Genomic DNA, 23680 nt, shown 5'->3' with positions numbered 1-23680 from the left:
GTCATGACTGACACCCTGAACCCCAGGACGGGCTCCACCCCGGCCCGCACGCCGGGACCGCCGGGACAGGGGGGGCCGCACGCCCCGCACCTCCCGCAGGTCCCGCCGCACCAGCAGTCCCCGAAGTCCGCGGTGTCGCAGGCACCCCGGGCGGCCGGCGCCGCACGCCGCGGCCCCGGAGCCTGGCGGCCGCGGCTGGAACTGGCGGCCCTGCTGGTGGCCATGGCCGTGCTGGACCTGTGGAACCTGGGCGCCTCCGGCTGGGCCAACGCTTTTTACTCCGCCGCAGCCCAGGCCGGGTCGCAGGACTGGACGGCCTGGTTCTTTGGCTCCTCCGACGCCGCCAACGCCATCACCGTGGACAAGCCGCCGGCGTCGCTGTGGGTGATGGGGCTCTCGGTGCGGCTCTTCGGGCTCAGCCCGTGGAGCATCCTCGTGCCGCAGGCGCTCATGGGGGTGGGCACGGTCTGGCTCGTGTACCTGGCCGTACGCCGGGCCGCGGCCCCTGCCACGGCCGATGCCCGCCTGGCCCACCGGGCAGGGCTCCTCGCCGGTACGGTTATGGCGCTGACCCCGGTGGCGGTGCTGATGTTCCGCTTCAACAACCCCGACGCCCTGCTGGTGCTCCTGATGACCGCGGCCGCGTACGCCGTGCTGCGCTCCATCCAGGATGCGCGCCTGCGCTGGCTCCTGTTTGCGGGGGCGCTTCTGGGCTTCGGGTTCCTCACCAAGCAGCTGCAGGTCCTGCTGGTTGTGCCCGGCTTCGCCCTCGCCTACCTGCTCGCGGCGCCGGCCGGGCTGGGCAGGCGCATCGTCCACCTGCTCGGTGCCGGTGTGGCAATGGCCGCCGCGGCCGGGTGGTGGCTGGCCGCCGTCGAGCTCATTCCGGCGGCGGACCGCCCCTACATCGGGGGGTCGCAGAACAACTCGATCCTGGAACTGACCCTCGGCTACAACGGCCTGGGCCGGCTAAGCGGCGATGAAACCGGGAGCGTGGGCGGCAGCAACGGCTGGGGCACACCCGGGCTGTTCCGGCTCTTCAACAGCGAGTTCGGCGGCCAGATCGCCTGGCTGCTGCCCTCGGTGCTGCTGCTCGGGGCCGGACTGCTGTGGCTGGGGCGCCGGGCGCCGCGCACGGACGCCGTGCGGGCCTCGGTGATCATCTGGGGTTCCTGGGTGGCGGTCACCGGCCTGACGTTCAGTTTCATGGCCGGGATCATCCACCCGTATTACATGGTGGCGCTGGCCCCGGGGATCGCCGGGCTCGCCGGGCTGGGCGGCGTCCTGCTCTGGCAGCGGCGGGACCAACCGGTGGCGGCGGCGGTGCTCGCCGCGGCGATCGTGGCGGCCGGGGCCATGGCCTCGGAGCTGCTGGGCCGCACGGCGACGTTCGTGCCGTGGCTGCGCTGGGTGGCGCTCCTGGGCGCGCTCGCCGCGGCCTGCCTGGTGCTGGTCGCCGCCGCCCCGGGATTTCAGCGGCTTGGATTTCAGGGGACCGGATTTCAGGGGACTGGGGTCCAAACGTCCGGCATGAAGGCGTCCGGAGTCTTGGCGCGGACGACGGCGGCACTCGCGGTGGCCACGGCACTCGCCGGACCGCTGGCGTACTCGCTGTCCACGGCGGCCACCGCCCACAGTGGCTCGATCGTCAGCGCCGGACCGGCCGTGTCCGGCCGGGGCGGGGCGGGGATGCCGGCGGCCTTCGGCGGCGCCGCCGGCATCGGCGGTCCAGCCGCGGGGAATGGCAACGGCACGTTCACGGGTGCCGGCCGCGGCCCGGGGGCCGGCGGGGCGGCCGGCATGGGCGCCCTGCTGGGGGCCAGCACGCCGTCTGCGGCCCTGGTGACCGCGCTGCGGGCGGACGCCGGCAAGTTCACGTGGGCTGCCGCCGTCGTCGGATCCAACAACGCCGCCGGCTACCAGCTGGCCACGCAGCTCCCGGTGATGGCCGTCGGAGGGTTCAACGGCACGGACCCGGCGCCGACGCTGGCACAGTTCCAGCAGTACGTGGCCGACGGCAGGATCCACTACTTCATCGCCGGACGCATGATGCAGGGCGAAAGCGGATCCAATGACGCCGCCCAGATTGCCGCGTGGGTGCAGGACAATTTCACCGCTCAGACCGTGGGCGGGACCAGCGTGTACCAGCTGGCGCGGTAGGCGGCCGGGGTCGGGACGGCGGGCCGCCCTAGAAGTTGAAGGACAGGGTGCGCACGCCGGCGACCGTGAAGTGCGTGGTCACGGCAACCTGGGAGTAGTCGGGGATGTGAAGCACGCCGTCGGGCAGCTCGCCGGCGTTCGGGCCCACCGCCACGGTCCGGATGCCGGCGGCGACTCCCGCGGCGATGCCCGCCGGGGCGTCCTCAAACACGACGGCGTCGGCCGGGTCCACGCCCAGCAGGGCGGCCGCCCGGAGGTATCCCTCGGGGTGCGGTTTGCCCCGGGCCACGTCCTCGGAGGTGACCGCGGCGGCCGGGATACCGATCCCCGCGGCGGCCATCCGGACCTCGGCCAGGTCCCGTGACGCTGACGTCACCAGCGCCACGGCATCCGGCGGCAGGCTCGCGAGCAGCTCCAGCGAGCCCGGCACCGGAACAATGCCGCGGGTCTCGGCCAGCTCCATCCGGCCCAGTTCCGCCGTGAGGGCGTGGATATCCGCGCCGGCCGGGGCGAACCTGCGGACCGTGTCCATCGCCTGGACCCCGTGGGAGGAACGCAGGATCTCCGCGATGTCGAGGCCGTAACGCCCGGCAAAGGTGGTCCATACCTGTTCCACGATGCTGGTGGAATCCACCAGTGTGCCGTCCATATCGAACAGGACGGCGCGGGCGGTCAGGGTCGTGGCACTGCGGCGGGCGGGAAGGCTCATGGTCCCATCCTGCCCCATGCCCCCGGGATCAGGCCCTGCGGCCCGGTGGCGCAGGAGTCACCGGGCGCAATGTGGCGGGCTCAGCCGTTGGCCCGGCCGGGGATGTATTGCACGGCCCACTTGTTGCCGTCGGGGTCGGCGAAGTAGACGAAGTGTCCCCAGTCCTGGACGTCAATGTCGCTGACCTCCACGCCGTTGTCCTTGAGCTGCCGGTGCGCGGCCTGAATGTCACCGACCACGAGCTGCAGGCTCGGCGCCGTGCCCGGCGGGGCGTCGTTGAGGCCCTCCCCGATCGCGATCGAGCAGCCGGAGCCCGGCGGCGTCAACTGGACGAACCGGATGCCCTCCATCGGGCGTTCGTCGTAGTCGGCGTTGAAGCCCACCTTGTTGACGTAGAAATCCTTCGCCCGGTCGACGTCGGACACGGGCACGAACACGAGTTCAAGTTTCCAGTCCATGGCGCACAGGCTAACGCGGGCCGCGGCAATGCGGAAGGGATCCCCCGCGGGGAGCCGGCCCTAGCCGGCGATGCCGTAGAGGCGGTCTCCGGCGTCGCCCAGGCCGGGCACAATGTAGGACTTTTCATTGAGCTTCTCGTCGATCGAGGCCAGGACAATGGTCACGTTGGCCTCGGACAGCTCTTCTTCCAGCTTGGCCAGGCCCTCGGGGGCGGCCAGGAGGCAGATGCAGGTGACGTCGGAAGCGCCGCGCTTGAAGAGAAACTTGATGGCCTCGCGCAGGGTTCCGCCGGTGGCAAGCATGGGGTCGAGGACGAAGATCTGGCGGTCCGTGAGGTCCTCCGGGAGCCGCTCGGCGTAGGTGATGATGTCCAGGGTCTCTTCGTCGCGGGCCATGCCCAGGAAGCCGACCTCAGCGGTCGGGACCAGTTTGGTCATGCCCTCGAGCATGCCGAGCCCGGCGCGCAGAATCGGGACCACCAGCGGGGTGGGCTTGGTGAACGCGGTGCCGATCGTGGTGCTGACGGGCGTCTCGATGGTCACCGGTTCGGTGCGGACATCACGCGTGGCCTCGTAGGCGAGGAGCGTCACAAGCTCTTCGGTGAGCTGGCGGAAGACCGGGGACGGGGTGTTCTTGTCCCGCAGAACGGTGAGCTTATGGGCGACCAGCGGGTGGTCCACAACGAGAGTGCGCATGGCTCAAAACTATCATCCGGATCCCGGGGAGCGTCCCGCTGGGCCGGGAGTATCGGCGTCGTCCGTCCCTGCCCGGGCACTGGCGCCGGCGGCACCTTCGTGCAGGTGCGCGGGGTGCTCAAAGGTCGGCGCGGGGCCGGCGTGTTCGCGGTGCCGCAGCACATGGAAGAGCCGGTGGGCCAGGATCACAATCCCCACCCAGGCCAGTCCCAGCACCCACCCGACGATCACATCGGTCATCCAGTGGTGGCCCAGATAGACCCGGCTGAGGCCCATCGCGATGATGAAGATCGCCCCCGCGGCGATCAGGGCGATCCGGGCGCTGGTCCGTTTGATCTGCAGGCAGGCCAGGTACACCACGAGCGCGATCACCACCGTGGTGTTCAGCGTGTGCCCGCTCGGGAACGACGGCGAGTTTTCGAACGGCGGCACGGCGTCGGCGTGGTCCGGACGTGCGCGGCCGATCAGTTTCTTGCCCAGGGCCGTGGCCGTCACGGAGACGGCGGCGGCGCCGCCGATCAGGATCAGCGGCCGCCAGCTGCGCGAGGTATAGATCAGTATCGCGGTCAGGATGCTGGCCAGGATGGGCATGCCGATGCCGCCGCCGATGTTGGTGAAACCGGTGATGAAGGCGTCCAGGCCGGGGCTGCGCAAATTCTCCATGAACGCCAGCGCCGGCTTGTCCAGGTTCGCGAGGCCGGCGTCGTCCACCACGTTGTCGTAGACCTCGGCGCTGGTCAGTGCCAAGATCACCACCACCACGCCGCCGATCAGCATGGTGATCCACAGGGCCGCGTAGGGCACCACCCACTTGCCCCAGCGCTGCGTCAGCCAGTTCTCTGTTCTGGTGGTCACGGCCGTCTCCCGGATACTTGACTAATTAACCCGTGGGCTGCACAGCCCCGCTGAACAGCATACTTAGGATCGAAACTATCATTGACCCATGACTTCTCCGGAGCCCCGCCATGCCCAATGGATGGGCCTCGCCCTGGCCGAGGCCCGGAATGCCCTGGCCACCGCGGACGTGCCGATCGGCGCCGTCGTGATCGGACCGGACGGTTCCGTGCTGGGCGCGGGGCGGAACGAACGCGAGGCCTTGGGAGACCCGACGGCGCATGCCGAGATGGTGGCCATCCGCGAGGCGGCCGCGCGGCTGCGGGCGCGCCGGGCCCTGGAAGGCCGGGACGACGACGGCTGGCGGCTGGAGGACTGCACCCTGGTGGTCACGCTGGAGCCGTGTGCGATGTGCGCGGGGGCGATTGTCCTGGCCCGGATTCCGCGGGTGGTGTTCGGGGCCTGGGATGAGAAGGCCGGGGCCGCGGGGTCCGTGTTCGACATCCTCCGCGAGCGCCGGCTCAACCACTGGGTGGAAGTCTATGCCGGCGTCCGGGAGCCGGAATGCGCCGCGCTGCTGCGGGAGTTCTTCGCCGGACACCGCGCCTGATCCGTTCCGGCTACCCGGCCGCGCCGGCGGACGCTTCCGCAGATGCTGCGAGCGCATCGATGCGTTTCTGCCGGGTGGCCGGCGAGTCGAGGCTGAAGGCCCGGAAATCACCGAGGTCCTCGCGGATCCACGCTTCCACCTCGGCGATCCGCTGCGTTACGGCCGGCGTGGGGCCGTGGAACAGCCACGGCACGATCCGATCCTTGGCCGGTTCGTACTGCCAGAGCCCGATGATCCGGCCGCGGTCCAGAATGGGGTGGTCCGGGAGGTCCGCCTGCAGAGCGAGCGATTCCAGCGCCGGCTTGTGTTGGTCTTCGTCGGCGAGCAGGTCCGCCGCGTTGCGGCGCAGCAGGAAGAGTGAGTCCGTTCCGGCGAGCAGCTGGATCTGTTCGTCTGCGGGTTCGTCGAAGGCGGCGAGGAGTCCGACGTCGTCGGGCAGCATCCACAGCGCGTCTCCCCCGGCGGCGTCCTGTGACGTGCTCTGGGCGGTGGGCACCTCCACGGCGCCGACGGCGGCGAGCGCCGCCTTGGTCTGCGCCACGGTGAACGCTGTGAACCACTGCGATTGTTTGAAGGTGGCGCCGCCGGTCCAGCCCAGGTAGCGGCGGATCAGCTCGGTGCGGGCGGCGTCGTCGTCAAAGTTGCTGGCCGGCAAGCCCCAGGGCTCGTAGGCGTAGCGCTGCTGGTCCAGGCGCCCGTTGGCGGGAACCCGGCGGATCCTGCCCTCCGACTGCAGGAGCCCCAGCGCGGTGGGCAGCGTGGTGGTGGCGCCCTTTTTCTTGCCTTCTTCCCCGAGGTTGCGGACGGAATCGCCGAGCTCGTCCTTGAGCTGCCGCGGGTCCAGGGGCCCGTCGGCTTCGGCGAGCGTGTGCAGCACCTGCTCTTCCAGCAGCGTGACTTCGCCACGGTCCACGCCGAGCCTGCCCACCACCTTGAAGGCCGATTCGGCCGCGTCGCGGCACAGCTGGAGCGCCCAGGCGAAGTCGTCACGGCCCAGGACGTAAGTGCAGCCGCGGGCGGCGGGGAGCTCGAGGATCCGGTGGGCGAGGACGTCGGCGTCCACCTGTTCGCGGCGGATGCCGGCGCGGGCGAAGAGCGTGAGGTACGGATTGGCGCCGCCCACGGACCGGGCCCAGCCGGCCCGGGCGAGCACCTGCTCCGCCGTGCAGCCGGCCAGCGAGCCGTCCAGGCCCTGCCGGTGCCAGGCCCAGGCCCGGAGCCGTTCCCGGGTCAGGCTCTGCGGCTCCGGCATGTCCACGGGCGCTTTGACCGACGGTGCGTGCGTCGTCACAGGCTGGGTGCTCATGGGCTCATTCTCCAACAGCTTCTCCGTCAGCGGTATCAAGAACGGGTATCAACCCGCGCCGTCGGATTTGCCGGCCTCATTTCCGGCCTCTGCCGTTTCCGTCACCAGGGACTCCAGAACCGTCCGCGCGGTGGTATCCCAGCCGGGCAACCGGCCGCGTGCGGCGACTGCCGCGTCCCGCCAGCGTTGCCTGAGCGCGGGGTCGCCCAGCCAGCGGCGCAGCAGGTCCGCCAGCGGGACGGGGTCCGTCCCGAGGCCGACGGCGGCGCCCGGCAGCGTGCCGGCCGGGTTCCCAGCCGAGTTGCTCGGCAGGTTCTGTGGCGTGCCGGCACCGAGGGCTTCGACGGCGCCGGTGCCCTCGCGCACCACCACGGGAATGCCGCGGGCCAGCGATTCGGTGACCGCCAGGCCGTAGGTTTCGGCCCGGGAAATGAGCAGGCTGAGATCCGCCGCATCCCATTCGGCGTCGAGCGCTGAGCCCCGGAGCTCGCCAGGGATGCTGACCCTCCGGGCCAGGCCCAGCCGTTGTGCCGTGTCCCGGAGTTGCGCGGCATAGGCCGGATCGGCGGTGTCCGAGCCGATGAGGGACGCCGTCCAAGGCAGGTCCGTGAGCCGTGATAGCGCTTCCAACAGGAGCGCCTGGTCCTTGTTCGGCAGCAGTGCGGCCACGGCAACGAAGTGCGGGCCGCCGGAGCCGGCGGACAGGCTGCCCGGTGCCAACCGTGCGGGCGCGGTGCCGGGGAGGGCCACCCTGATGCCGTCCAGGCCGTGCCGGGCGCGGATGTCTGCCGCGGCCGAACCGCTCGTGCAGATGACCCCGGCGGCCGCCTGCAGGGCCCGGCGTTCACGCTCCGGGTGGTCCGGCAGGGGCATGTGCAACAGGATCCAGACCTGCTGACCCGCGGCGGCGGCCGCTTCCAGTTCGTCGGGCGCTCCGCAGGCGAGGAGGCTGTCGACCAGCGTCACGGAACCAGGCGTCGGGCCCGCCGGGTCTGACCCCAAAGTGGCGCGACCCGACTCAGCAGGGGCGCCGGCGTCGGGCGTCGCGTGCAGCAGCCGGGCCACGCGACGCCGGTCCTCGCCGCTGCCGCCTGGCCAGTCGCCGTCGAGCGGGCACGTCTCCACGTCCGCGCCCAGGGCTGTGAGTTCCCGGGCAAGCGCGGCGTTGTAGACGTTGCCGCCGGAGTTGTGCCGAACGTTCCCGGGCACCACGAACCGGATGCGCAGGCTGACCGGCGGCATGTGCAGCGCCTAGCGGGCGTCGAAGTCCAGCGAGTAGCTGGCCCAGGCATCGGGCGTCTCGCGCAGGGTGACGTCCAGCCCGGTGAGCGCGCCGCCGTCCCGGCCGATGCGGATCTGCGCGGCGACACCCTCGCCGATGTACCGGGCCAGGGCCTCGGTCGTGCTCAGTTTGCCGGCGAAGTCGGGGTGCTCGTCGAGGTTCTTGTAGTTCAGCTCGTCGAGGACCTCGTCCACCACGACCCCCGCCGCGCCGATGTCCAGCACGATCGCGTCGTCATTGAGCTCACGACGGCGGAAGGTCACCTCGGTGACGAACGTGGCCCCGTGCAGGCCCTGGGCGGGGCCGAAGACTTCGCGGGGCAGGCTGTGGGCGATCATGAAGTTACGGCGGACGGTCAGACTGAACACGGGCTACCTCGTGGCTTCGATGGGCTGGGCGATGGACGGATCAGTGGACGGGGCTTCGTCTGACGGGTATTCAATGACGTGGCACAGGGCGTCGAGAGTCCCGTCGGCAAGCCGCCGGACGACGTCGGGAAGCTCCGCGAACGGCGAGGATCCGGTGAGAAAGACGTCAAAGACCGGGTCCTGCAGCAGGGACACGGCGAGCGCCAGGCGCTCGGCGTGGGTGCGGCGGTGCCGGCGGGCGCGCGCGACCTTGCCGACTTGGCTGGCCCGGATGGACAGGCGGCGGGCGTGGAAGTCCTCGCCCAGCGGCAGGCTGATTCTCCGGTCGGCGTACCAGGACATTTCGATGATGTCGCCCTCGTCGCCCACCAGCTGCAGGCTCCGCTCCAGGCCTTCCTGCGAGGCGGAGCAGTGGATCACGATGTCGCAGTCCGGGAGGGCATCGTCTGGGTGGCTGAAGTCGACGCCGAGTGCGTCCGCGAACGCGCGCTTCGCGGGGTCGACGTCGATCAGCTGCAGCCGCGCGAGCGGAAAGCCGGCCAGCAGCCTGGCCACCGTTCCGCCGACGAGTCCGGCCCCGATCACGGCAACCCTGTCACCCAGACGGGGTCCGGCTTCCCAGAGTCCGTTGACGGCGGTTTCCACGGTGCCGGTGAGCACGGCGCGGCGGGCGGGGACGCCGTCGGGAATCACGGTGAGTGATCCGACCGGGACGACGAAGCGGTCCTGATGGGGGTAGAGGCAGAAGACGGTCCTGCCGGCCCAGCCGTCCGGGCCGTCCTCGACCACCCCGACGGTGAGGTAGCCGAACTTCACGGGATAGGGGAAGTCCCCCTCCTGGTTGGGGGCGGCCATGGCCCGGGCGACGCACTCGGGGACGCTGGCGTGGTGGACCACGAGCTCGGTGCCCTTGCTGATGCCCGAGTACAGGGTCCGGACGAGTGCCAAGCCGGGTCCGGGGGCGGACAGTTCCTCGCTGCGGAGCTCACCCTGTTCCGGGCCGACGGTCCAGTAGGCGGTGGCGTGCCGTTCAGAAGTGGCGGACCCTTGAGAAGTAGTCATGGTGCTTCCGAATCTAGTGCCCTGCCCGTGCGCGGGGAAGGGCGGCGCGCGCGGGCAACGGGTTTGTTCGGGTGCCGTCGCGGCTCGTTTTGTGGATGGGCGCCTTGCTCCGGTACCCTAGTCAGGTTGGTGACGTGTCCGAGCGGCCGAAGGTGCAACACTCGAAATGTTGTTTGGTGTCAAAGCCAACGTGGGTTCAAATCCCACCGTCACCGCGAATGAGAAAGGCCCTGCTTCCCTTTATTTACAAGGGAAGCAGGGCCTTTCGCTTTGTCGAAATCAGCCCCGTGGGCACATTTTGGGCACATTCGCCAGAGATACAGCGTGATCTAGAGCGTCCGAAACAGCGTCCAGGTCCCCGTCGAACAGGTCCGCGTAGATGTCCAGCGTCATCGCTGCCGAGCTGTGACCGAGCATCTTTTGGACCACTTTCACATTCGCGCCAGCCGACACAGCGAAGCTCGCCGCTGAGTGCCGGAGGTCATGCGGAGTGATCCGGGGAATGCCCGTCCGCTTCACGGCACTACCAAACCAGCTCATGTTGTCCTCATGCACCCGGGCCAGCCGCAAATGGTGCCCACTCTCGCCGGGGAACACCAGATCATCCCTCCCCTTGCCCTCGCATTGCCGCGCCAGGTACTGCCCCAGGAACCGCGGAAAGGGCACAGTGCGCTTCTTATGATTCTTCGGAGTGCCCACCTCAATCACTGAGCCCACCTGAACGGCGTTCTCCTCGATCATCAGCCGGCGGCGCAGCATGTCCAGGTGCTTGACCCTCAGCGCGGTAGCTTCGCCCCACCGGATGCCGCAGTATGCCAGCACCAGGACCAAGCCCGGGTACTTGCTGGCAGCGGCCAGTGCGTGCACTTGCTCATGGCTGAGGTAGACGTGTGGTTTCTTCACCTTGCGGGGCAGTGAGACGCCCCTTGACGGGTTGCTGAGGGTTCGCCGGTCGCTCACTGCATCGTCCAGAATCGACGCCAGCACCCCGTAGGCCCGGATAACCAGCGTCGCCCCTTTGGGCTTCCGTGCCGGCGTTGCCTCGGGATCCCCGAGAGTCATTTCTGACACCCACTGCTGCACGGCCGTCTTCCGCACGTCAGACACGGCGACATGCCCCCACGCCGGCAGGACGTGGATTCTCCAGGCGGATTCGAGCGGACGGTATGACGACGGCTTCAAGTGCGTCTGCCGCGCCAGCCACGCAGCCCCCAGCGGCCCAATTAGAGCCTTGGCAGCAGTAGCGTCTACAAACTCCCCGCGGGCCTTAGAAACCTCCACACTCGCCAGGAACAACTCAGCGTCACGCTTGGTTCGAAACCCGCGCTTCTTGGTTTGCGTCCGGTCCGGCTTGCGATAACGGACCTGGTAACGCCGCCCCGCCGCCGTGTCGTAAGGCTCAATCGTTGCCATTTGCACTCACGCTCGCGCGTATCCATGGCATGTCGGTCCTTACCGTTTTCCGCATGCTGGCCATCTGCTTGTGCTTTTCAGCGAGCGCGCGGGCGGCATCCTTGACATCCTCCTCATCGAAGTCCTCCGGATCCGTCTTCGCGTATTCCGCGACCTGGTAGGCGTCAAACCGAGCTGCGGCCAACATATTGCCGAATACCATGTCATTCCTAGCTACCTGGAACCCCGCCAGGTCTGATTTCGCATCCCGCGCGATTACTTCCGCCACGATGCCAGACATCCCAAAGACCAACGCGGCCTCATGGGATGGGAGCGTTACAGGACTGGGACCATCAACAATCAGGACTTCTTCGTACGGCTGGTCTAAAGGCAGCGCCAGTGCGACCGGTGGTATGTCCAGCGCCCACGATAGGGCGAGCAGCTGGTCTACGGTGACGTCCGTTTTGCGCCCACTCTCGATGTTGGCAATTACGGATCGGGAAATCTCGCCGTTTACTCGATCACTGAGCTGTTGGGCACTAAGGCCAGCCAGCTTCCTGTACTTGGTCAACCTCTTACCCAGATCCGCACTGCTCCGCTTTAGTGTCATGGAGACACAGTACTCCCCCCATTGACACATTCGCAATCATCGGGTTATGGTTTGAGTAGACACAGAATGTGTCTAGGGAACACAAACTACTTCTCGGGAGCACAGATGACTTCAGAACTTATGAAGCCGGCGGAACTGGGGGCGCGCATCGGCACGTCCACAGCCGTCCTCGCTAACTGGCGCTACATGGGGACAGGTCCCCGGTTCGTCAAACTCGGCGGGCGGAGCGTTCGCTACCGCGTCAGCGATGTAGAGGCCTGGTTGGATCAGAACACGCACCAGCAGAGCGGCGCAGCCTGATGGCAACGACAGTCAGGTCCACAACGGGGACGGCGCCCGTTACTTTCGATCTGATCGGCCCCGACCAGGTGCTGATCGCGCTGGAAGACGGTTCACAGCAGGTTTACCGTCTGGCTGACATCGTCGCAGCACTGGGAATCACGACGCCGGCTGCCGCTTGGTCGAGCGGTTTTTGGCACGGGACCTCACATGCGGGACCGCTGACCGACGCCATCGTAGAAGCAAAGAACCCGTACACCGCTTAGTGAATCGCCAGCCTGGGGCTCGGCGCCACAGCTAAATCTCATTGCACAAAAAATGGCCCTGAACTTTGCAGTTTGCGCTGCCAAAATTCAGGACCGTTTACAGAACTATCATCCACCACAGAAAATAGGTCTCATTTTGTCTCTCTCCACCATACCGAACAATGCTGTAGAAGTCACGCCCGAAGCTGCAAACAGCCTCCCGGTAAACAGCCCGAAGCGCCTCACGATTGACCAGGCGCAGGCACTTTACGGACTCATTCAGACGTTCCGGCCCGACTGGGACCGCGGGACCGTCCTCCGCCAAATGCAGACCACTGCTCTTTACAGCGAGCTGGCAGCAGCCGACGTCGCGCGTTTGTTCATCGACGCCGCGGCAGACGACGCCGGCACACCCTTCGAGTCTTTCAGCTTCCCCGGACACAATCCCTGGCCCAGCAACCCGGAGGCCAACTAACCCCAATAGCCGGAACGCTGAAGGAACTGGAGCCCGGCAATGACAGTCAATAGGAAATTCGCCTGGCTAAAGGCCGTCATGGTCGCGGACCTGGACGACAAAGCAAAGCTCCTCGCAGTCCAGATATTCAACTACTCCGACGGCAAAGGGTTCAACGCACACCCGGGCTATGAGCGATTGTCCCAAGACCTGAAGATAAGCCCAGCAACCGTCAAGCGAAACCTCAAGGTCTTGCGCGAGGGGGGCTGGATCGTGAAAACCCGGTCATCAAACGCAACCGGTACGCGGAAGTTCGCCGACACCTACGCGCTCGGGTTACCCACAATCGCGGGTCATCTAGAAGACCCGCGATTGGACCCGACCGAGGGTCAAAACGACGCGACCGAGGGTCAAATGACCCCCGACCGAGGGTCACCCAGAAGACCCACCAACACATCTTCTTCATCAAATCCTCTCCACCAACCAATTTCCTGGGGTGACGAGCCTCCAATGGAGGCCGCCCCTTGGGACACACCCGGCTTCAAAAACGGCGGCGGATGGGGCTCCAAATGGGGAAAGAACTTCGGAAAGGTGCCCGAATGACCCGCACGCCCGAAAGCTACGAAAGCGAAATCCGGTACTTGCGGGAAATGTGCCTTCGGATGAGTCAACGGCTGCAAGCACGTACCAACGCCCCGGAAACCCACACGGGCCGCGGACTCCACCCCGACCCCGTGGGAAACAAAGCATCCGCGAGCGCAGACCGACAGCGCCAGAAAAGGAACCGTACCAATGGCCTATGACCCCTACAAAGCCGCAGACACCGACGAATGGGGTTGGCCTGCACAAGCCGCCTTATGGCGGGAACGTGCACTGCACAGCGCCGAACGCGCCGAGTTCTACAAGCGTCTGGCTGAAGCGGAACGCAACGGCACCACCATCACCCCCAGCGGCAAAGAGCCCGCCATGAACGAAAGACGATAACTATGGGTAAGTTCGACAACCTGGCCGACAACACCGCCGAGATCCGCGACATCCTCCGCCGGATCCGAGACCTAGAAACAGCATCCCCGATGAACAACGCAGCCATCGGGCGCGGCGGTATCGAGGTCTACGACCAAGGCGCTCTCAATATTTCGGACGGCCATCTCATCGTCAACGGCACAGCGACCTTCACCGGGACGTTCACCCAGTCGGGGCCGACAAGCTTCACGGGCACGTTCACTCAGACCGGGCAAACCACGTTCACGGGCACAACGGACCTCAACGGCCCCACGAACATCGCCGGGAGCGCCACCGTCACGGGCGACACAAAACTGAACGGGCCCACCCACGTCAACGGCGCCACGGACATCAAGGGCACCCTGTCTGTTGAAAACGTGACAACCCTCAAATCAGACCTGAACGTCACCACCGGCAAGGTCAAGGTTGGTTCGGCGCTGACCATTGACCCGTCAGTCTCATCCGGTGCCCTTGTCTTCTCTAACGGTGCCCAGGTCTTCACCGACGCCACAACAGTCCAGATGTTCAAGGGCGGCAGCGTGGTGCAGATCGACAGCAGCTCAGCGAAGCTTCAAGCCACCGGCGGGCTAGTGAACGTTGACAGTTCCGGCGTGCGGGTAGACGGACCACTGAGAAACACCAGCGCATCAACCATCAGCAGCGTTACCGCCAACGTCTACATGGATCCGTCAACGGGCGCCATCAAGCGGATTGTCTAGGAGGCACAGAAAATGACCACACCCACGCGCCCCGCGCTCACTGCCCGCTACTGGACCTGGAAAGACCATGACAGGAACGAAACCCCCGGAGTCGGGCTATGGTCCGGAAACGGTCGGCTCAAAGCCCACCTGACTTACGCCGAAGCCCGCGCCCTCGCCGATCAGTTGCACGACATGGCAGACCGCCTCGAAGGCGCGGCATCATGAGCAGCCCGTCCAGCTACCACGCCGCCATCAGACTCCAAGCCGCCGAGACCAAACGGAAGCAAGCACCGAACCGGGGTCAGTCGCGGTCATCGTATCCGCCGCCCAAGACGCTCCCGCCACGCCCCAAAGGACAGGAGACCAAATGACCGACCTACCCGACGCTGACTACAGGTTCCCGCCACTCGCAAAGCCCATAGAACATGAGCTGCGCCGGATCGAAGCCGCCGCCCAACTCGTTCTCTGGCAGTGCCCGCACTGCACCGCAAACCTTGAGGTAATCGCTCGTGACGGCACCTTGCCGCGGGCGCTCGGAGTCACGCACGAAAAGGACTGCCCCGACTGGGTCGCGCAGCTCTGTTAATTCGTAGATATGTTCGATAGAATGGTCTTAGGTAGAAAAGATGTTCCGGAGTTTGCTTCCGGCGTCAACCAGCCCCCGTCGCCGGCGCTTAGGCCCCCGCTTCCGGATCTGGATTGGCCCCCGTTGCCAGACCCCCGTCCAATCTTCAACCGACGAGCCAAGACCGGCCAGTCTGACGCTCACCCGGGCACGCTAGGCCAGCGGAACGCCCCGTAACACCCCTGAACTTTTCTCATGCCCGAATCCGGGCTTACTTCAGGCAACCCTCACCCTTTAGCGCCCAATTCTGGCGCACCCTCACCAGGAGACAACTATGTCCAACGCAATCGAAGCACGCCGCGCCATTGCCGAACTCGGCGCAAAATCCCAGGCCATCGTCAGCAGCAAATCGCTGACTAACGCGGCCAAGAAGGACCAGCTCGACGGACTCACCGCCGAACTGAAGCAGCACCAGGAAACCCTGAAGCTCCACGAAGAAGCCGGGCGGCTCATGTCCGGCGGGGAAGACATCAACAGCCCCTACGCGTCCACCGGATCCACCACCAAGGGCGTAACCGGCCAGGCGCCCTCGCTCGTCCTCGACCCGACCCAGCAGCTCGCCCTGTTCAAGTCGGTACAGGACCGCATGCCGTTCGTGACCAAGGCGGCAATCACCTCCGGAAACCTTGACCCGGCGCTCCTGCCCTCGCAGTTCCTGCCGCCGATCCTGGCAGCTCGGGAACCCACCCGAATCCTTGACCTGCTGCCCACCACGGCAACGAACTCCGCCGTAATCGAGTACTACATCACCACCGGCACCGCGGGCGCCGCAGCAGTAGCCGAAGGCGCACAGAAGCCCGAATCCGGCATCGCCTTCACCAAGGCGCAGGCAGGCGTTACCAAGCTCGCACACTGGATGCAGGTTACCGAAGAAGCCCTGACCGACTTCGCCCCGTTCCAGCAGCTTCTGTCCGCTGACATGATCGCCGGACTCATCGACGCCGAGAACAACGAACTGCTCAACGCGCTCGGCACGGGCGCAAGCAAGTTCAAGGGTCTGCTGAAGGTCACCGGAACCCAGTCCTACACCCGCCTCGCTGGAGACACCATCCTCGACGCCGTAGAGATTGCCGGCAGCCAGCTCCGCGCAGCCGGACGGTTCACCGACCCGGACGGCATCATCATGCACCCGCTCGACTACTCCAAGGCCCGTCGCACCAAGACAACTCTCGGCGGATACATCGCCGGCGACCCGACGCAGGACGGCCCGGCAACCCTCTGGGGAACCCGTGTTGTACTCACGTCCGAGATTCCCCAGGGTAAGGCCGTCGTTGCCAACTTCGCCAAGTCCTGCCAGGTCTGGGTGCGTGAAGGGATGTCAGTCCGCACCAACGCATACGGCAGCGGCTTCCGCTCCAACGAGGTCGAAGTCATCGCCGAAGAACGACTGAGCCTCGGCGTCCTGGCACCGTCCGCGCTGTCCATCGTCACCATCTCTGACCCGGCCTAACCAGCCACCCAACCCGTCTGCCGTCCTATCTCTAACAGATGGGACGGCAGACCCGGCACCGGGTGGGAGGTCTGAATCTTGCCAGCCCTAACGGCTGGTCAGCTTCTCCGGTGAGCTGACTCCCTCTCTCCGCGATTTTTTGCCCACTCAGAAAAGGATTCTTTGGATGATTGGAACCCATGGCAGGGCTATGAACCTGGCTATCAAGGCCGGTAAGGGCACGCTGACGGACGCTCACGCCCCGCTGCTGGCCTTGTGTAAGGAGCTGGCGGCACAGATGGACGCGGCTGAAGGTGGGCCGTCTACGCGGCTTACAGCGGCTTACCTGTCCGCATTGAAGGATCTTGCCCGCGCCCTGGCCGTGAAGCAGGAATCGGCGCCGGTACAGGGCAAGCTAGCCCAACTCCGAGCCCTGCGCTCAGTGTGACTTTCTGTGGAAAAAGCTGTGAATAAAAAAGACTACCCAGCCGAGTCAGGGCCGGCACGGTTGCCTACAAATGTCGCATAGCCACCCATACGCACCAGAAGACTTCACGTAGCCCGCTCATGGCGGGCTTTTTTGTACCCAATTTCAGACCAACGACAGGACTAACCACCAATGGTCAACACCATAGTTTCCGTAGGGGCGGACGGCACCATCCCCGCATTCATCAAGGTAGTGGACACTAGCCTTCCGCAGCGTCTCCAGGACACGGACCTGACGACGAAGATTGACGGGCGCGTATCGCCCCTCGTCACCTCCGCAGTCCCGCCGGCTGTGTCTAGCTACATTGCTGGCGATGCTTCCGTGGTCAGTTCCGCGGCGACGATGGCACAGAACACTGCCGGGCTTGTGCCCGTGTGGAAGGCGTCTACGTCCTACACTGCGGGCCAGCGCGTCATCGCGCCGAATGGCGACATCGTATCCGCCAAGGTGAACTTCACCTCTAGCGCCTCCTATTCGGCTGCAAACTGGAATCCGTCTACTCAGGACGGGCGCATTGGGACGCTGGAGGCCGGCAAGTGGGCTCGTGGCGACATCGCTACCCCCGTGGACTTCAACACGCTAACCACGCCCGGCAGCTATGGCATCCTGTCTTCTAGCGGCACGAACCAGCCAACCGCTTATGTGGGATCCCTGGACGCAAAGACTTTCGGGACCGGCACGGTTCAGCAGTACACGACGTGGGAAACCGTGCCCCGGCCACTGCTACGCAACAACTCCGCGGGGACCTGGCGGCAGTGGCTTGAATATCGGCTGGAAGATCCGGCACTGTTCGACTGGCGGACGGCTTACCGGGACTGCACCACGGCGCCCGCACAGATCCTCGCGGTGGGCGATTCCATTACGGAGGGCACCGGCACAACGACGCTCGCGAACCGTTGGCAGACCGTCCTACAGTCCTACCTGCGTCGCCAGGTCGGAAACCAGGGCGGCGCCACGTTCCCGTTCATCCCGGCAAAGTACGCCACCACGGCAACGGGCCAGCCCGTCACGCAGGCAGGCACCGTAACGACCGGCTTTGGCTGGGGCCTTGGCTGGCGGGCCGCTCGTCTGGAGGATGCAACCTCCATCCTGACATTCACGTTCACCGGCACAAGCGCCACGCTCATGTATACCAAGACCACCACAACCGGCGTCATGAACATCAGCGTGGACGGTGGAACCCCGGTTGTCGTCAACACCAACGGGACAACCAACAATGCCGCCACATGGTCAACGGGCGCACTGACACAGGGTGTCCATACGGTGGTGGTCAAGCGGGACGCATCAAGCGCCGCAGGGCAGTATGTGTACGCTCAGGGGCTCCTCACCTATGACGGCGACGAAACCAAGGGCGTCCGGGTTGTGGACGCAGCCAAGCACGGCATCACCTCGGCTCAGCTCACCCAGGGCAACAGCGACAACACCGCAACAGCGCTGAAAGCGGCGGGCCCGTTCGCCGCAGTCATCATCGGCCTGGGCACCAACGACTACAGCGCCGGCACCAGCGTCCTGACGTATCGGGATAACATTCTGCGTCTGATCGCGTCCACCCGCGCCACCATTGGCGGCTTCACCGGCTCAATTATCCTCGTGAACATGTACATGGGCAGCGGGCGAGACGACGCCACCTGGGCACCGTACGGGGCGCAGCTCGCAGTGATCGCCGCCGCGGATCCGAAGGTGAAGTACCTGGACCTGCGTTGGGATCTGCCGGACATCCCGAGTCCGACCACGGACCCGGCTGGGCAGGGGCTCTACTCCGACACCTTGCACCCGTCCGACGTCGGGCACCGGAAGATTGCCGGGATCATGGCCAGGATGCTGCACGGACGCTAGCAAGGAGACGCGCGCTATGGCACGCGGGCACATTTTGGGCACATTTTGGGCACATCCACTATGAATTGCCGTGATATCTAGTGATGAAATTCCCCGGATTCTAGCGGTTTTCCTTGCCAGTGCTGGCACCGGAGAGGTTTCAAATCCCACCGTCACCGCCACGTAGCGAGGCCCCTGCTTCCCTTTGTTTACAAGGGAACCAGGGGCCTTCGCTTTGCCCGGAGTGACCTGCTTGGCAAAGAATTGGCAAAACTTTCTTAAGGGCTGCCTCGCCCAGCCGCAACTTTGCGCCTCGGCCCGCTGCCGCGCTTCGGAGAAAGCGTGTAGCTGACCGCCCAAAAGACTTCGATGGCAGTCAGCATAAGAAGGATGGGATACCAGGACTGCAATGCCGCCGTCCGTCCGGCATCAGCGACGCACCAGGCCAGTAGCAACAAGATACCTGCCGAGATCACTGCCGCCAATGCGGTGCGGGCCACATCCGCCCAACACGATTTGGTATGTGCCCAGCCGGACAACCGGACCGGCTTGGGGCCTCCGGAGAAATGATAGGCGAACCGGGCATCAGCCCAGCCGATCATGCGGTGCCCGTACGCGATCGAAAAGCCGATGTGCACCGCCGCTAGCCCGTGGTGCCAGGTCGCCTCGTTCCCTGACTGAAGGTGCAACGCCGTCGAGATGAGCAAGACCAGATCGACCACGGGAGCCAGGGCAAGCAGGAACAAACCCAGCCGCGGCGCCCGGCCCACGTACCGGGCAGGAAGTCCCAACAAGATAACTACCCAGAAGGCGACCTCACACACGACGATGATCGTCAGGATCAAAACAAACCCCTTGTTAACACAACCGTGTTAGCTCGCGCCTATTACAAGAAGACGCGCGGTCGCCTCACTGCGCAATGAGCCTGCGGACGTTTTCAACGACCGCGGCGCGCCGTGCGGCGGCGTCAGGTAGTTGAGCCCGGCTCATTTCAGGCGTGAGTGTGTGCCAGGTCATCGCCAAGGCACGCACCGCGGTCAGGATTTCGATGGCGGACCGGTCCGCCGGGAGGAGACCTTCCACCTGGGCCTGCTCGATAAGGGCGATCTTGTGGCGGTGGGCGGCCATAAGCTCCTCCAGCTCACCCTCTTCACCGCGTTCCAGAATGTACCAGTTCGTCAACCGGAGAATGTTTGGATACTTCTGGTAGACGTCGAAGGTGCGCCCCGCGTATCCAGCGAGGTCGGCGGCGTCGAACTCGGCCTCGTCGACAAACGCGAGCACGCGCTGCGTGAATACTTCTTCAAAAAGACGGTCTTTGCTGTCGAAATAGCGGTAGAGCATTGCCTTGTTCGCCTGCGCATTGTCGGCGATGCGATCAACGCGCGCCCCCGCAATCCCATACCTGGCGAACTCTTCCTCGGCTGCGTCCAGGATTCGTCTCTTGGTTGCTTCTGCATCTCGGGCCACTCCCAGACACTAACAAGTAACTAGTTAGTTGACAAACGCTTCTGCGCCGCTTCATCATGTTAAGCAACCAACTAGTTACTTATAAAGGAGTTCCCATCGTGAGTAGTTCAACACCGGACGTCGAGGTGGGGGCCCCGACCGGCCCGACCGGCCGCGGGTCGCGGGGCGTGGTGCTGGCGGTGATCATGGGCTGCCAGCTGATGATGGTCCTGGATACATCGATCGTGACCACTGCGCTGCCGCATCTGGAGCGCGAGTTGGGGTTCACCACCTCATCGCTGTCGTGGGTGCAGAACAGCTACGCACTGGCGTTCGGCGGCCTGCTCCTTCTGGGCGCCCGGGCCGGTGACCTCCTGGGCCGCCGTCGGGTCTTCATGGCAGGCGTAGCAATGTTCACCGTCGCGTCGCTGCTTGCAGGGCTGGCACCGAATGCCGGCGTGATGATCCTTGCCCGTGTTCTGCAGGGAATCGCCTCCGCATTCGCGATTCCGGCAACACTGGCCCTGTTGGTCCAGTCCTTCCCTCAGCCTGAAGAGCGGTCGAAGGCAATCGGTATATACAGCGCCGTGATCGGTGCCGGCGGAAGCGTTGGCATCATCGTTGGGGGCGTGTTCACCGACCTGCTCTCGTGGCGTTGGGGGCTACTGATCAACGTGCCGATCGGAGCCGTCGTCCTGCTGCTCGCACCCCGCTTCCTTCCGGAGACCGGCAGGAGCAAAGGCAACTTCGACATCCCAGGCGCACTCACTGTCACTTTCGGCATGTCGTCCCTGGTCTTCGGGTTGGTCAATGCCAGCGAGGCAGGCTGGAAACAGCCGGTAACCTGGGGTCCGCTGCTTCTGGCCGTTCTGCTCATCGCGACGTTCATCGTCGTTGAACGCCGCGCAGCCCAGGCCATCACTCCCCTGCGTCTTTTCAAGGACACGACCCGTTCCGGTGCGTACCTCATCCGGATCCTGATCGTGGGCGCGATGTTCTCCACGTTCTACTTCCTCAGCCAATACCTGCAGAACATACTCGGGTTCAGTGCATTCATCGCAGGCATCTCCTACATCCCGCTCACACTAATGTTCTTCGCGATGGTCTACGTCATTCGGCCGCTCAGCAACCTCATCGGCAAGCCCATGCTCCTGCTCGCATCACTCATCACCGCCGCGCTCGGGATGTTATGGCTGAGCACCATTGGCCCAACCACCAGCTACTTCCCCGGCATCCTGCTGCCCCTGATCGTTTTGGGCGCCAGTCAGGGAGCCGCGATCATCCTGCTCACAGAGTTCGGAATGTCGCGCGTGGCCCCGGAAGACAATGGCGCAGGATCCGGTCTGGTCAACACCGCCCACCAACTCGGCGGCTCCATCGGCCTCGCCCTGCTCACCGTGGTGTTCAGCAAGGCCGCAGGCACTGGCACACACCAGACAGAGGCCAACGCCTATGCCGCCGTGTTCAACGCCGCGACGTGGTTCTACGCCTTGGCCATCATCGCCGGAATTGTCATCACCATCGCCAACCGAAGCGCGGCTATAACCATGCCTCCCTCGCCCACCGGCCCCGCCAGCTAACGGCCCTGATGAGGATCGCGCGCCCGCGCGGCATAACGCTGACAGGAAGGCTGCGGCGTCATCGCTGACCGCTAGGAACCGCCGATCCCGGACAGTATGGCGCCGGCGCGTTTCACCGGGGTGCCGACCAGGCTTACCTCGGCGGCAGCCACCCCGAGAGAACCTAGTGTCTCCGTCACGAACAAGTGCAGAGCTGGCAGGTGCGCGCAGTAATAAGCCAGGAACATGTTGGGCGTTCCGGTCATTGCCGCTACGCCGTGTATTCCCGGCATCAGGGCCAAGGCCTGCCCTACCTCGTTCACGGCGGCGGGCGGGACGGTCAAGCTGATGTTGGCATCAACCTTGAGGCCGAGCGCCTCACGGTCGACAAGTGTGACCGTGCGAAGCAGCCCGTTCGCCGATAGCTTCTCCACGCGCCGGCGCAGCGTTGATATCGGCGTGGATGACCTGCGGGCAAGGTCAGCAAGTGAAGACCGCGCGTTCGCAGCGAGCAGCTCTCGAACCTCGGGATCGTCCGCCGCCCACACGGGAGTCACGTCATGCCCAAGCGGACGGAGGGCGGCAACTTCTTCGGGGGAAAGTAGTCCCAACGTCCATGATGCGGGGTCGGCATATCGATGTAAGCCGGTGTGGCTCCTGATGTCGACTATGTCGCCCGCAGAGGCGAGCCCGGCCCGCAATGCACGCGCTCGGGACGGCGAGGAAGTCATGCTCGAGGCCACGATCTCTTGCCCGTCTTCCATGATGTCCACGAACTGAACATCGTCCCGACGGGCCAGCGCCGACGCGATCCTGACAACCTTCCCCTTCAGGACCCGCACGCGAAGAATCGCGGTGACTGACTCAGTTTCCGGTGCGACGACTTGCGGAAGGATCACCCGGACAGTCCCGGAGTCCAAGAGTCGGTTGATTCTCCGCACGGCCGTCCGCTCGGTCAGGCCCAAGACGTCGGCTATGCCAGCAGCCGACGCCCGGCCATCAAGCTGCAGCGCGCACACGATCCGCCGATCGTCCTCGTCCAGAATGGCGGATTTGTTCACTAGCCGATCATATATGGCGGAACCCGTTCACTTTAGGCTCATTACCAGGCGCCGGGTTGGTCCGCGGAAGAGGCTTGGGTTCTCGACTACTTAACGAAGGAACGCACATGGTCCAGCTCGACTCCGTCCGAGCCGCTCTCAAAGCGGCAGCAAACGTCATCCGTTCATTTCGCCTTCCGTCAACTCCGCCCAGCGACCGCGCCGAGTTCTTCAAGCAGTTCCAGGACATCAACACGGCCGCCACCAAGGCGGTCCGTGACGCATTGGCCGACGTCGCCCCCGAAATTGGATGGCTCGATCTCGAAGCCGAGACAGGACGGCCCGGCAGGCTACTCCACTCAGGTTCTTGGTGGGTCTGCGACCCTATCGACGGCGCAGTCCAGCTGCTCCAGGGCATGAACGCCTGGTGCATCTCACTAGCCCTCATCACCGACGGCGTGGCAGTGTCAGCATGGGTTTATGACCCCGCCAAAGACGAGATGTTCCACGCCTCGATCGGAGAAGGAGCCACCGTCAACGGGCGCCCCATGAGCGCATCGCCAAAATCCGACCTTGCGGACGCCTTCGTCGCCACGTCTCATGCGCCCGGCCAGAACCAAGACGGGCACTCGAACGCCCTGGCCGGTGCCGCATACACCGCCGCACTGAATACCGTCGGCGCGGTCCGCAACCTGGGACCGACATCCCTACAGCTCGCTTGGGTCGCTGACGGCAGAATCGACGCCTTCTGGGCCTTCGGGGCGGACCAGTCGAACTGGGTCGCTGGCAGCGTGCTGGCCGCAGAGGCCGGCGCCTCGACAACCGATATTCGCGGGGCGGCGCTCACTTCGCAGTCGACCAGCATTTTGACGGCAGGACCGGCACTCGCAGAGTCGCTCCGCCAGATGTTGACCCGCACCAATGAACCACCACTGACCGGTGCCGGTCCTGCTGCTAGGTGTACTCAGCCAGGACGTTGGTTACACGGTGAAAGGGTGAAGACCTCTTAGGTTGGTGGTTACCACACACACCTAGCGACTAAGAGGTCTTCATGGTCCACCGTAATGCCCGTCTGACTCCTGCCGGTAGAGGCATCCTTGTCCAGCGC

At 65.4% G+C, this 23680-nt stretch carries 28 protein-coding genes, 1 tRNA gene and 1 pseudogene; 16 read left to right on the top strand and 14 right to left on the bottom strand.

Annotated features, from left to right (window positions below; translation table 11 throughout):
- Positions 1-3 precede the first annotated feature (3 nt).
- Positions 4-2160, top strand: coding sequence for an ArnT family glycosyltransferase (locus AC1DBQ_RS05240; RefSeq protein WP_476927496.1), 2157 nt, complete (start codon positions 4-6; stop codon positions 2158-2160).
- 28 nt (positions 2161-2188) lie between these two features.
- Here AC1DBQ_RS05240 and AC1DBQ_RS05235 read toward each other — a convergent pair whose 3' ends face one another.
- The 4 genes from AC1DBQ_RS05235 to AC1DBQ_RS05220 all read right to left on the bottom strand — a co-directional run bounded on the left by AC1DBQ_RS05235 (position 2189) and on the right by AC1DBQ_RS05220 (position 4878).
- Positions 2189-2869, bottom strand: a complete 681-nt coding sequence (locus AC1DBQ_RS05235; RefSeq protein ID WP_476927495.1) for an HAD-IA family hydrolase — start codon at positions 2867-2869, stop codon at positions 2189-2191.
- Positions 2870-2949: 80 nt separating this feature from the next.
- Positions 2950-3327, bottom strand: a complete 378-nt coding sequence (locus AC1DBQ_RS05230; protein WP_476927494.1) for a VOC family protein — start codon at positions 3325-3327, stop codon at positions 2950-2952.
- A gap of 60 nt (positions 3328-3387) precedes the next feature.
- Complete coding sequence (gene upp, locus AC1DBQ_RS05225) at positions 3388-4023, bottom strand: uracil phosphoribosyltransferase (protein ID WP_091255877.1); 636 nt, start codon at positions 4021-4023, stop codon at positions 3388-3390.
- 12 nt (positions 4024-4035) lie between these two features.
- Positions 4036-4878: a phosphatase PAP2 family protein gene (locus AC1DBQ_RS05220; protein ID WP_476927493.1), complete on the bottom strand. Its 843-nt coding sequence runs from the start codon at positions 4876-4878 to the stop codon at positions 4036-4038.
- Between the two features lie 88 nt (positions 4879-4966).
- Here AC1DBQ_RS05220 and AC1DBQ_RS05215 point away from each other — a divergent pair, with 88 nt between their 5' ends.
- Entirely contained in the window at positions 4967-5467 is a 501-nt protein-coding gene (locus AC1DBQ_RS05215) for a nucleoside deaminase (protein WP_476927492.1), read from the top strand.
- A 10-nt stretch (positions 5468-5477) separates the two neighbouring features.
- On the opposite strand, the gene AC1DBQ_RS05210 is transcribed toward AC1DBQ_RS05215, so the two are convergent.
- The 4 genes from AC1DBQ_RS05210 to AC1DBQ_RS05195 are packed head-to-tail and all read right to left on the bottom strand — an operon-like array spanning position 5478 to position 9485.
- Complete coding sequence (locus AC1DBQ_RS05210; protein ID WP_476927491.1) at positions 5478-6773, bottom strand: DNA glycosylase AlkZ-like family protein; 1296 nt, start codon at positions 6771-6773, stop codon at positions 5478-5480.
- A 48-nt stretch (positions 6774-6821) separates the two neighbouring features.
- On the bottom strand, positions 6822-8015 hold the full coding sequence (locus AC1DBQ_RS05205; RefSeq protein ID WP_476927490.1) for a glycosyltransferase family 4 protein: 1194 nt from the start codon (positions 8013-8015) through the stop codon (positions 6822-6824).
- 9 nt (positions 8016-8024) lie between these two features.
- Positions 8025-8423 (bottom strand): 6-pyruvoyl trahydropterin synthase family protein, encoded by a 399-nt coding sequence (locus AC1DBQ_RS05200; RefSeq protein WP_091255870.1) that lies wholly within the window; start codon positions 8421-8423, stop codon positions 8025-8027.
- Positions 8424-8426: 3 nt separating this feature from the next.
- On the bottom strand, positions 8427-9485 hold the full coding sequence (locus AC1DBQ_RS05195; RefSeq protein ID WP_476927489.1) for a zinc-dependent alcohol dehydrogenase: 1059 nt from the start codon (positions 9483-9485) through the stop codon (positions 8427-8429).
- 128 nt (positions 9486-9613) lie between these two features.
- On the opposite strand from AC1DBQ_RS05195, the gene AC1DBQ_RS05190 reads away from it, so the two are divergent.
- Positions 9614-9700, top strand: a tRNA-Ser gene (locus tag AC1DBQ_RS05190).
- Positions 9701-9764: 64 nt separating this feature from the next.
- On the opposite strand, the gene AC1DBQ_RS05185 is transcribed toward AC1DBQ_RS05190, so the two are convergent.
- From AC1DBQ_RS05185 to AC1DBQ_RS05175, 3 genes and pseudogenes are all read right to left on the bottom strand, one after another.
- The gene (locus tag AC1DBQ_RS05185) at positions 9765-10547 is read right to left on the bottom strand and encodes a tyrosine-type recombinase/integrase (protein ID WP_476927513.1); all 783 of its coding nucleotides are present in this window, start codon (positions 10545-10547) and stop codon (positions 9765-9767) included.
- 219 nt (positions 10548-10766) lie between these two features.
- Positions 10767-10898: pseudogene (locus tag AC1DBQ_RS05180) on the bottom strand (Arm DNA-binding domain-containing protein); the annotation flags it as partial.
- The gene (locus AC1DBQ_RS05175; RefSeq protein WP_476927488.1) at positions 10885-11487 is read right to left on the bottom strand and encodes a helix-turn-helix domain-containing protein; all 603 of its coding nucleotides are present in this window, start codon (positions 11485-11487) and stop codon (positions 10885-10887) included. The pseudogene AC1DBQ_RS05180 and the gene AC1DBQ_RS05175, both read right to left, overlap by 14 nt.
- A gap of 105 nt (positions 11488-11592) precedes the next feature.
- Between AC1DBQ_RS05175 and AC1DBQ_RS05170 the strand changes: the two genes are divergently transcribed.
- The 11 genes from AC1DBQ_RS05170 (at position 11593) to AC1DBQ_RS05120 (ending at position 18545) form a co-directional block, all read left to right on the top strand.
- Positions 11593-11787, top strand: coding sequence for a helix-turn-helix transcriptional regulator (locus AC1DBQ_RS05170; protein ID WP_476927487.1), 195 nt, complete (start codon positions 11593-11595; stop codon positions 11785-11787).
- Positions 11787-12032, top strand: a complete 246-nt coding sequence (locus AC1DBQ_RS05165; RefSeq protein WP_476927486.1) for a hypothetical protein — start codon at positions 11787-11789, stop codon at positions 12030-12032. Before AC1DBQ_RS05170 ends, AC1DBQ_RS05165 begins: the two co-directional genes overlap by 1 nt.
- A gap of 52 nt (positions 12033-12084) precedes the next feature.
- Complete coding sequence (locus AC1DBQ_RS05160; protein WP_476927485.1) at positions 12085-12486, top strand: hypothetical protein; 402 nt, start codon at positions 12085-12087, stop codon at positions 12484-12486.
- Between the two features lie 39 nt (positions 12487-12525).
- On the top strand, positions 12526-13068 hold the full coding sequence (locus AC1DBQ_RS05155) for a helix-turn-helix domain-containing protein (protein WP_476927484.1): 543 nt from the start codon (positions 12526-12528) through the stop codon (positions 13066-13068).
- Between the two features lie 189 nt (positions 13069-13257).
- Positions 13258-13449 carry a hypothetical protein gene (locus AC1DBQ_RS05150; protein ID WP_476927483.1) on the top strand — a complete coding sequence of 64 codons (192 nt, stop codon included), beginning with the start codon at positions 13258-13260 and terminating at the stop codon, positions 13447-13449.
- Positions 13450-13451: 2 nt separating this feature from the next.
- Positions 13452-14186 (top strand): hypothetical protein, encoded by a 735-nt coding sequence (locus AC1DBQ_RS05145; RefSeq protein ID WP_476927482.1) that lies wholly within the window; start codon positions 13452-13454, stop codon positions 14184-14186.
- Positions 14187-14198: 12 nt separating this feature from the next.
- Positions 14199-14393 (top strand): hypothetical protein, encoded by a 195-nt coding sequence (locus AC1DBQ_RS05140; protein WP_476927481.1) that lies wholly within the window; start codon positions 14199-14201, stop codon positions 14391-14393.
- A 142-nt stretch (positions 14394-14535) separates the two neighbouring features.
- The gene (locus tag AC1DBQ_RS05135) at positions 14536-14754 is read left to right on the top strand and encodes a hypothetical protein (RefSeq protein ID WP_476927480.1); all 219 of its coding nucleotides are present in this window, start codon (positions 14536-14538) and stop codon (positions 14752-14754) included.
- Positions 14755-15067: 313 nt separating this feature from the next.
- Complete coding sequence (locus AC1DBQ_RS05130) at positions 15068-16243, top strand: phage major capsid protein (protein ID WP_476927479.1); 1176 nt, start codon at positions 15068-15070, stop codon at positions 16241-16243.
- A 166-nt stretch (positions 16244-16409) separates the two neighbouring features.
- The gene (locus AC1DBQ_RS05125; protein ID WP_476927478.1) at positions 16410-16670 is read left to right on the top strand and encodes a hypothetical protein; all 261 of its coding nucleotides are present in this window, start codon (positions 16410-16412) and stop codon (positions 16668-16670) included.
- A gap of 171 nt (positions 16671-16841) precedes the next feature.
- Entirely contained in the window at positions 16842-18545 is a 1704-nt protein-coding gene (locus AC1DBQ_RS05120; protein ID WP_476927477.1) for a GDSL-type esterase/lipase family protein, read from the top strand.
- A gap of 257 nt (positions 18546-18802) precedes the next feature.
- Here AC1DBQ_RS05120 and AC1DBQ_RS05115 read toward each other — a convergent pair whose 3' ends face one another.
- Together AC1DBQ_RS05115 and AC1DBQ_RS05110 are read right to left on the bottom strand one after the other, a co-directional pair.
- Positions 18803-19369 carry a hypothetical protein gene (locus AC1DBQ_RS05115; protein WP_476927476.1) on the bottom strand — a complete coding sequence of 189 codons (567 nt, stop codon included), beginning with the start codon at positions 19367-19369 and terminating at the stop codon, positions 18803-18805.
- Between the two features lie 64 nt (positions 19370-19433).
- Positions 19434-19994, bottom strand: a complete 561-nt coding sequence (locus AC1DBQ_RS05110; RefSeq protein ID WP_456507530.1) for a TetR/AcrR family transcriptional regulator — start codon at positions 19992-19994, stop codon at positions 19434-19436.
- 98 nt (positions 19995-20092) lie between these two features.
- Between AC1DBQ_RS05110 and AC1DBQ_RS05105 the strand changes: the two genes are divergently transcribed.
- The gene (locus AC1DBQ_RS05105) at positions 20093-21553 is read left to right on the top strand and encodes a DHA2 family efflux MFS transporter permease subunit (protein ID WP_476927475.1); all 1461 of its coding nucleotides are present in this window, start codon (positions 20093-20095) and stop codon (positions 21551-21553) included.
- Positions 21554-21624: 71 nt separating this feature from the next.
- Here AC1DBQ_RS05105 and AC1DBQ_RS05100 read toward each other — a convergent pair whose 3' ends face one another.
- On the bottom strand, positions 21625-22593 hold the full coding sequence (locus tag AC1DBQ_RS05100; protein WP_476927474.1) for an Lrp/AsnC family transcriptional regulator: 969 nt from the start codon (positions 22591-22593) through the stop codon (positions 21625-21627).
- A 107-nt stretch (positions 22594-22700) separates the two neighbouring features.
- On the opposite strand from AC1DBQ_RS05100, the gene AC1DBQ_RS05095 reads away from it, so the two are divergent.
- The gene (locus AC1DBQ_RS05095; protein ID WP_476927473.1) at positions 22701-23582 is read left to right on the top strand and encodes an inositol monophosphatase family protein; all 882 of its coding nucleotides are present in this window, start codon (positions 22701-22703) and stop codon (positions 23580-23582) included.
- Positions 23583-23680 lie beyond the last annotated feature (98 nt).

This window comes from Arthrobacter sp. 10T413_2, assembly GCF_056394205.1.
The sequence above is the reverse complement of the archived record's forward strand: the minus strand, read 5'-3'. Positions and strand labels throughout refer to the sequence as shown.

Bases quoted from the DNA above. Each gene is read 5' to 3' on its own strand.
- AC1DBQ_RS05240 (WP_476927496.1), top strand. From the start codon at position 4: ATGACTGACACCCTGAACCCCAGGACGGGCTCCACCCCGGCCCGCACG.
- AC1DBQ_RS05235 (WP_476927495.1), bottom strand. From the start codon at position 2,869: ATGAGCCTTCCCGCCCGCCGCAGTGCCACGACCCTGACCGCCCGCGCC.
- AC1DBQ_RS05230 (WP_476927494.1), bottom strand. From the start codon at position 3,327: ATGGACTGGAAACTTGAACTCGTGTTCGTGCCCGTGTCCGACGTCGAC.
- upp (WP_091255877.1), bottom strand. From the start codon at position 4,023: ATGCGCACTCTCGTTGTGGACCACCCGCTGGTCGCCCATAAGCTCACC.
- AC1DBQ_RS05215 (WP_476927492.1), top strand. From the start codon at position 4,967: ATGACTTCTCCGGAGCCCCGCCATGCCCAATGGATGGGCCTCGCCCTG.
- AC1DBQ_RS05210 (WP_476927491.1), bottom strand. From the start codon at position 6,773: ATGAGCACCCAGCCTGTGACGACGCACGCACCGTCGGTCAAAGCGCCC.
- AC1DBQ_RS05205 (WP_476927490.1), bottom strand. From the start codon at position 8,015: ATGCCGCCGGTCAGCCTGCGCATCCGGTTCGTGGTGCCCGGGAACGTT.
- AC1DBQ_RS05195 (WP_476927489.1), bottom strand. From the start codon at position 9,485: ATGACTACTTCTCAAGGGTCCGCCACTTCTGAACGGCACGCCACCGCC.
- AC1DBQ_RS05185 (WP_476927513.1), bottom strand. From the start codon at position 10,547: ATGACTCTCGGGGATCCCGAGGCAACGCCGGCACGGAAGCCCAAAGGG.
- AC1DBQ_RS05175 (WP_476927488.1), bottom strand. From the start codon at position 11,487: ATGACACTAAAGCGGAGCAGTGCGGATCTGGGTAAGAGGTTGACCAAG.
- AC1DBQ_RS05170 (WP_476927487.1), top strand. From the start codon at position 11,593: ATGACTTCAGAACTTATGAAGCCGGCGGAACTGGGGGCGCGCATCGGC.
- AC1DBQ_RS05165 (WP_476927486.1), top strand. From the start codon at position 11,787: ATGGCAACGACAGTCAGGTCCACAACGGGGACGGCGCCCGTTACTTTC.
- AC1DBQ_RS05160 (WP_476927485.1), top strand. From the start codon at position 12,085: ATGGCCCTGAACTTTGCAGTTTGCGCTGCCAAAATTCAGGACCGTTTA.
- AC1DBQ_RS05155 (WP_476927484.1), top strand. From the start codon at position 12,526: ATGACAGTCAATAGGAAATTCGCCTGGCTAAAGGCCGTCATGGTCGCG.
- AC1DBQ_RS05150 (WP_476927483.1), top strand. From the start codon at position 13,258: ATGGCCTATGACCCCTACAAAGCCGCAGACACCGACGAATGGGGTTGG.
- AC1DBQ_RS05145 (WP_476927482.1), top strand. From the start codon at position 13,452: ATGGGTAAGTTCGACAACCTGGCCGACAACACCGCCGAGATCCGCGAC.
- AC1DBQ_RS05140 (WP_476927481.1), top strand. From the start codon at position 14,199: ATGACCACACCCACGCGCCCCGCGCTCACTGCCCGCTACTGGACCTGG.
- AC1DBQ_RS05135 (WP_476927480.1), top strand. From the start codon at position 14,536: ATGACCGACCTACCCGACGCTGACTACAGGTTCCCGCCACTCGCAAAG.
- AC1DBQ_RS05130 (WP_476927479.1), top strand. From the start codon at position 15,068: ATGTCCAACGCAATCGAAGCACGCCGCGCCATTGCCGAACTCGGCGCA.
- AC1DBQ_RS05125 (WP_476927478.1), top strand. From the start codon at position 16,410: ATGATTGGAACCCATGGCAGGGCTATGAACCTGGCTATCAAGGCCGGT.
- AC1DBQ_RS05120 (WP_476927477.1), top strand. From the start codon at position 16,842: ATGGTCAACACCATAGTTTCCGTAGGGGCGGACGGCACCATCCCCGCA.
- AC1DBQ_RS05095 (WP_476927473.1), top strand. From the start codon at position 22,701: ATGGTCCAGCTCGACTCCGTCCGAGCCGCTCTCAAAGCGGCAGCAAAC.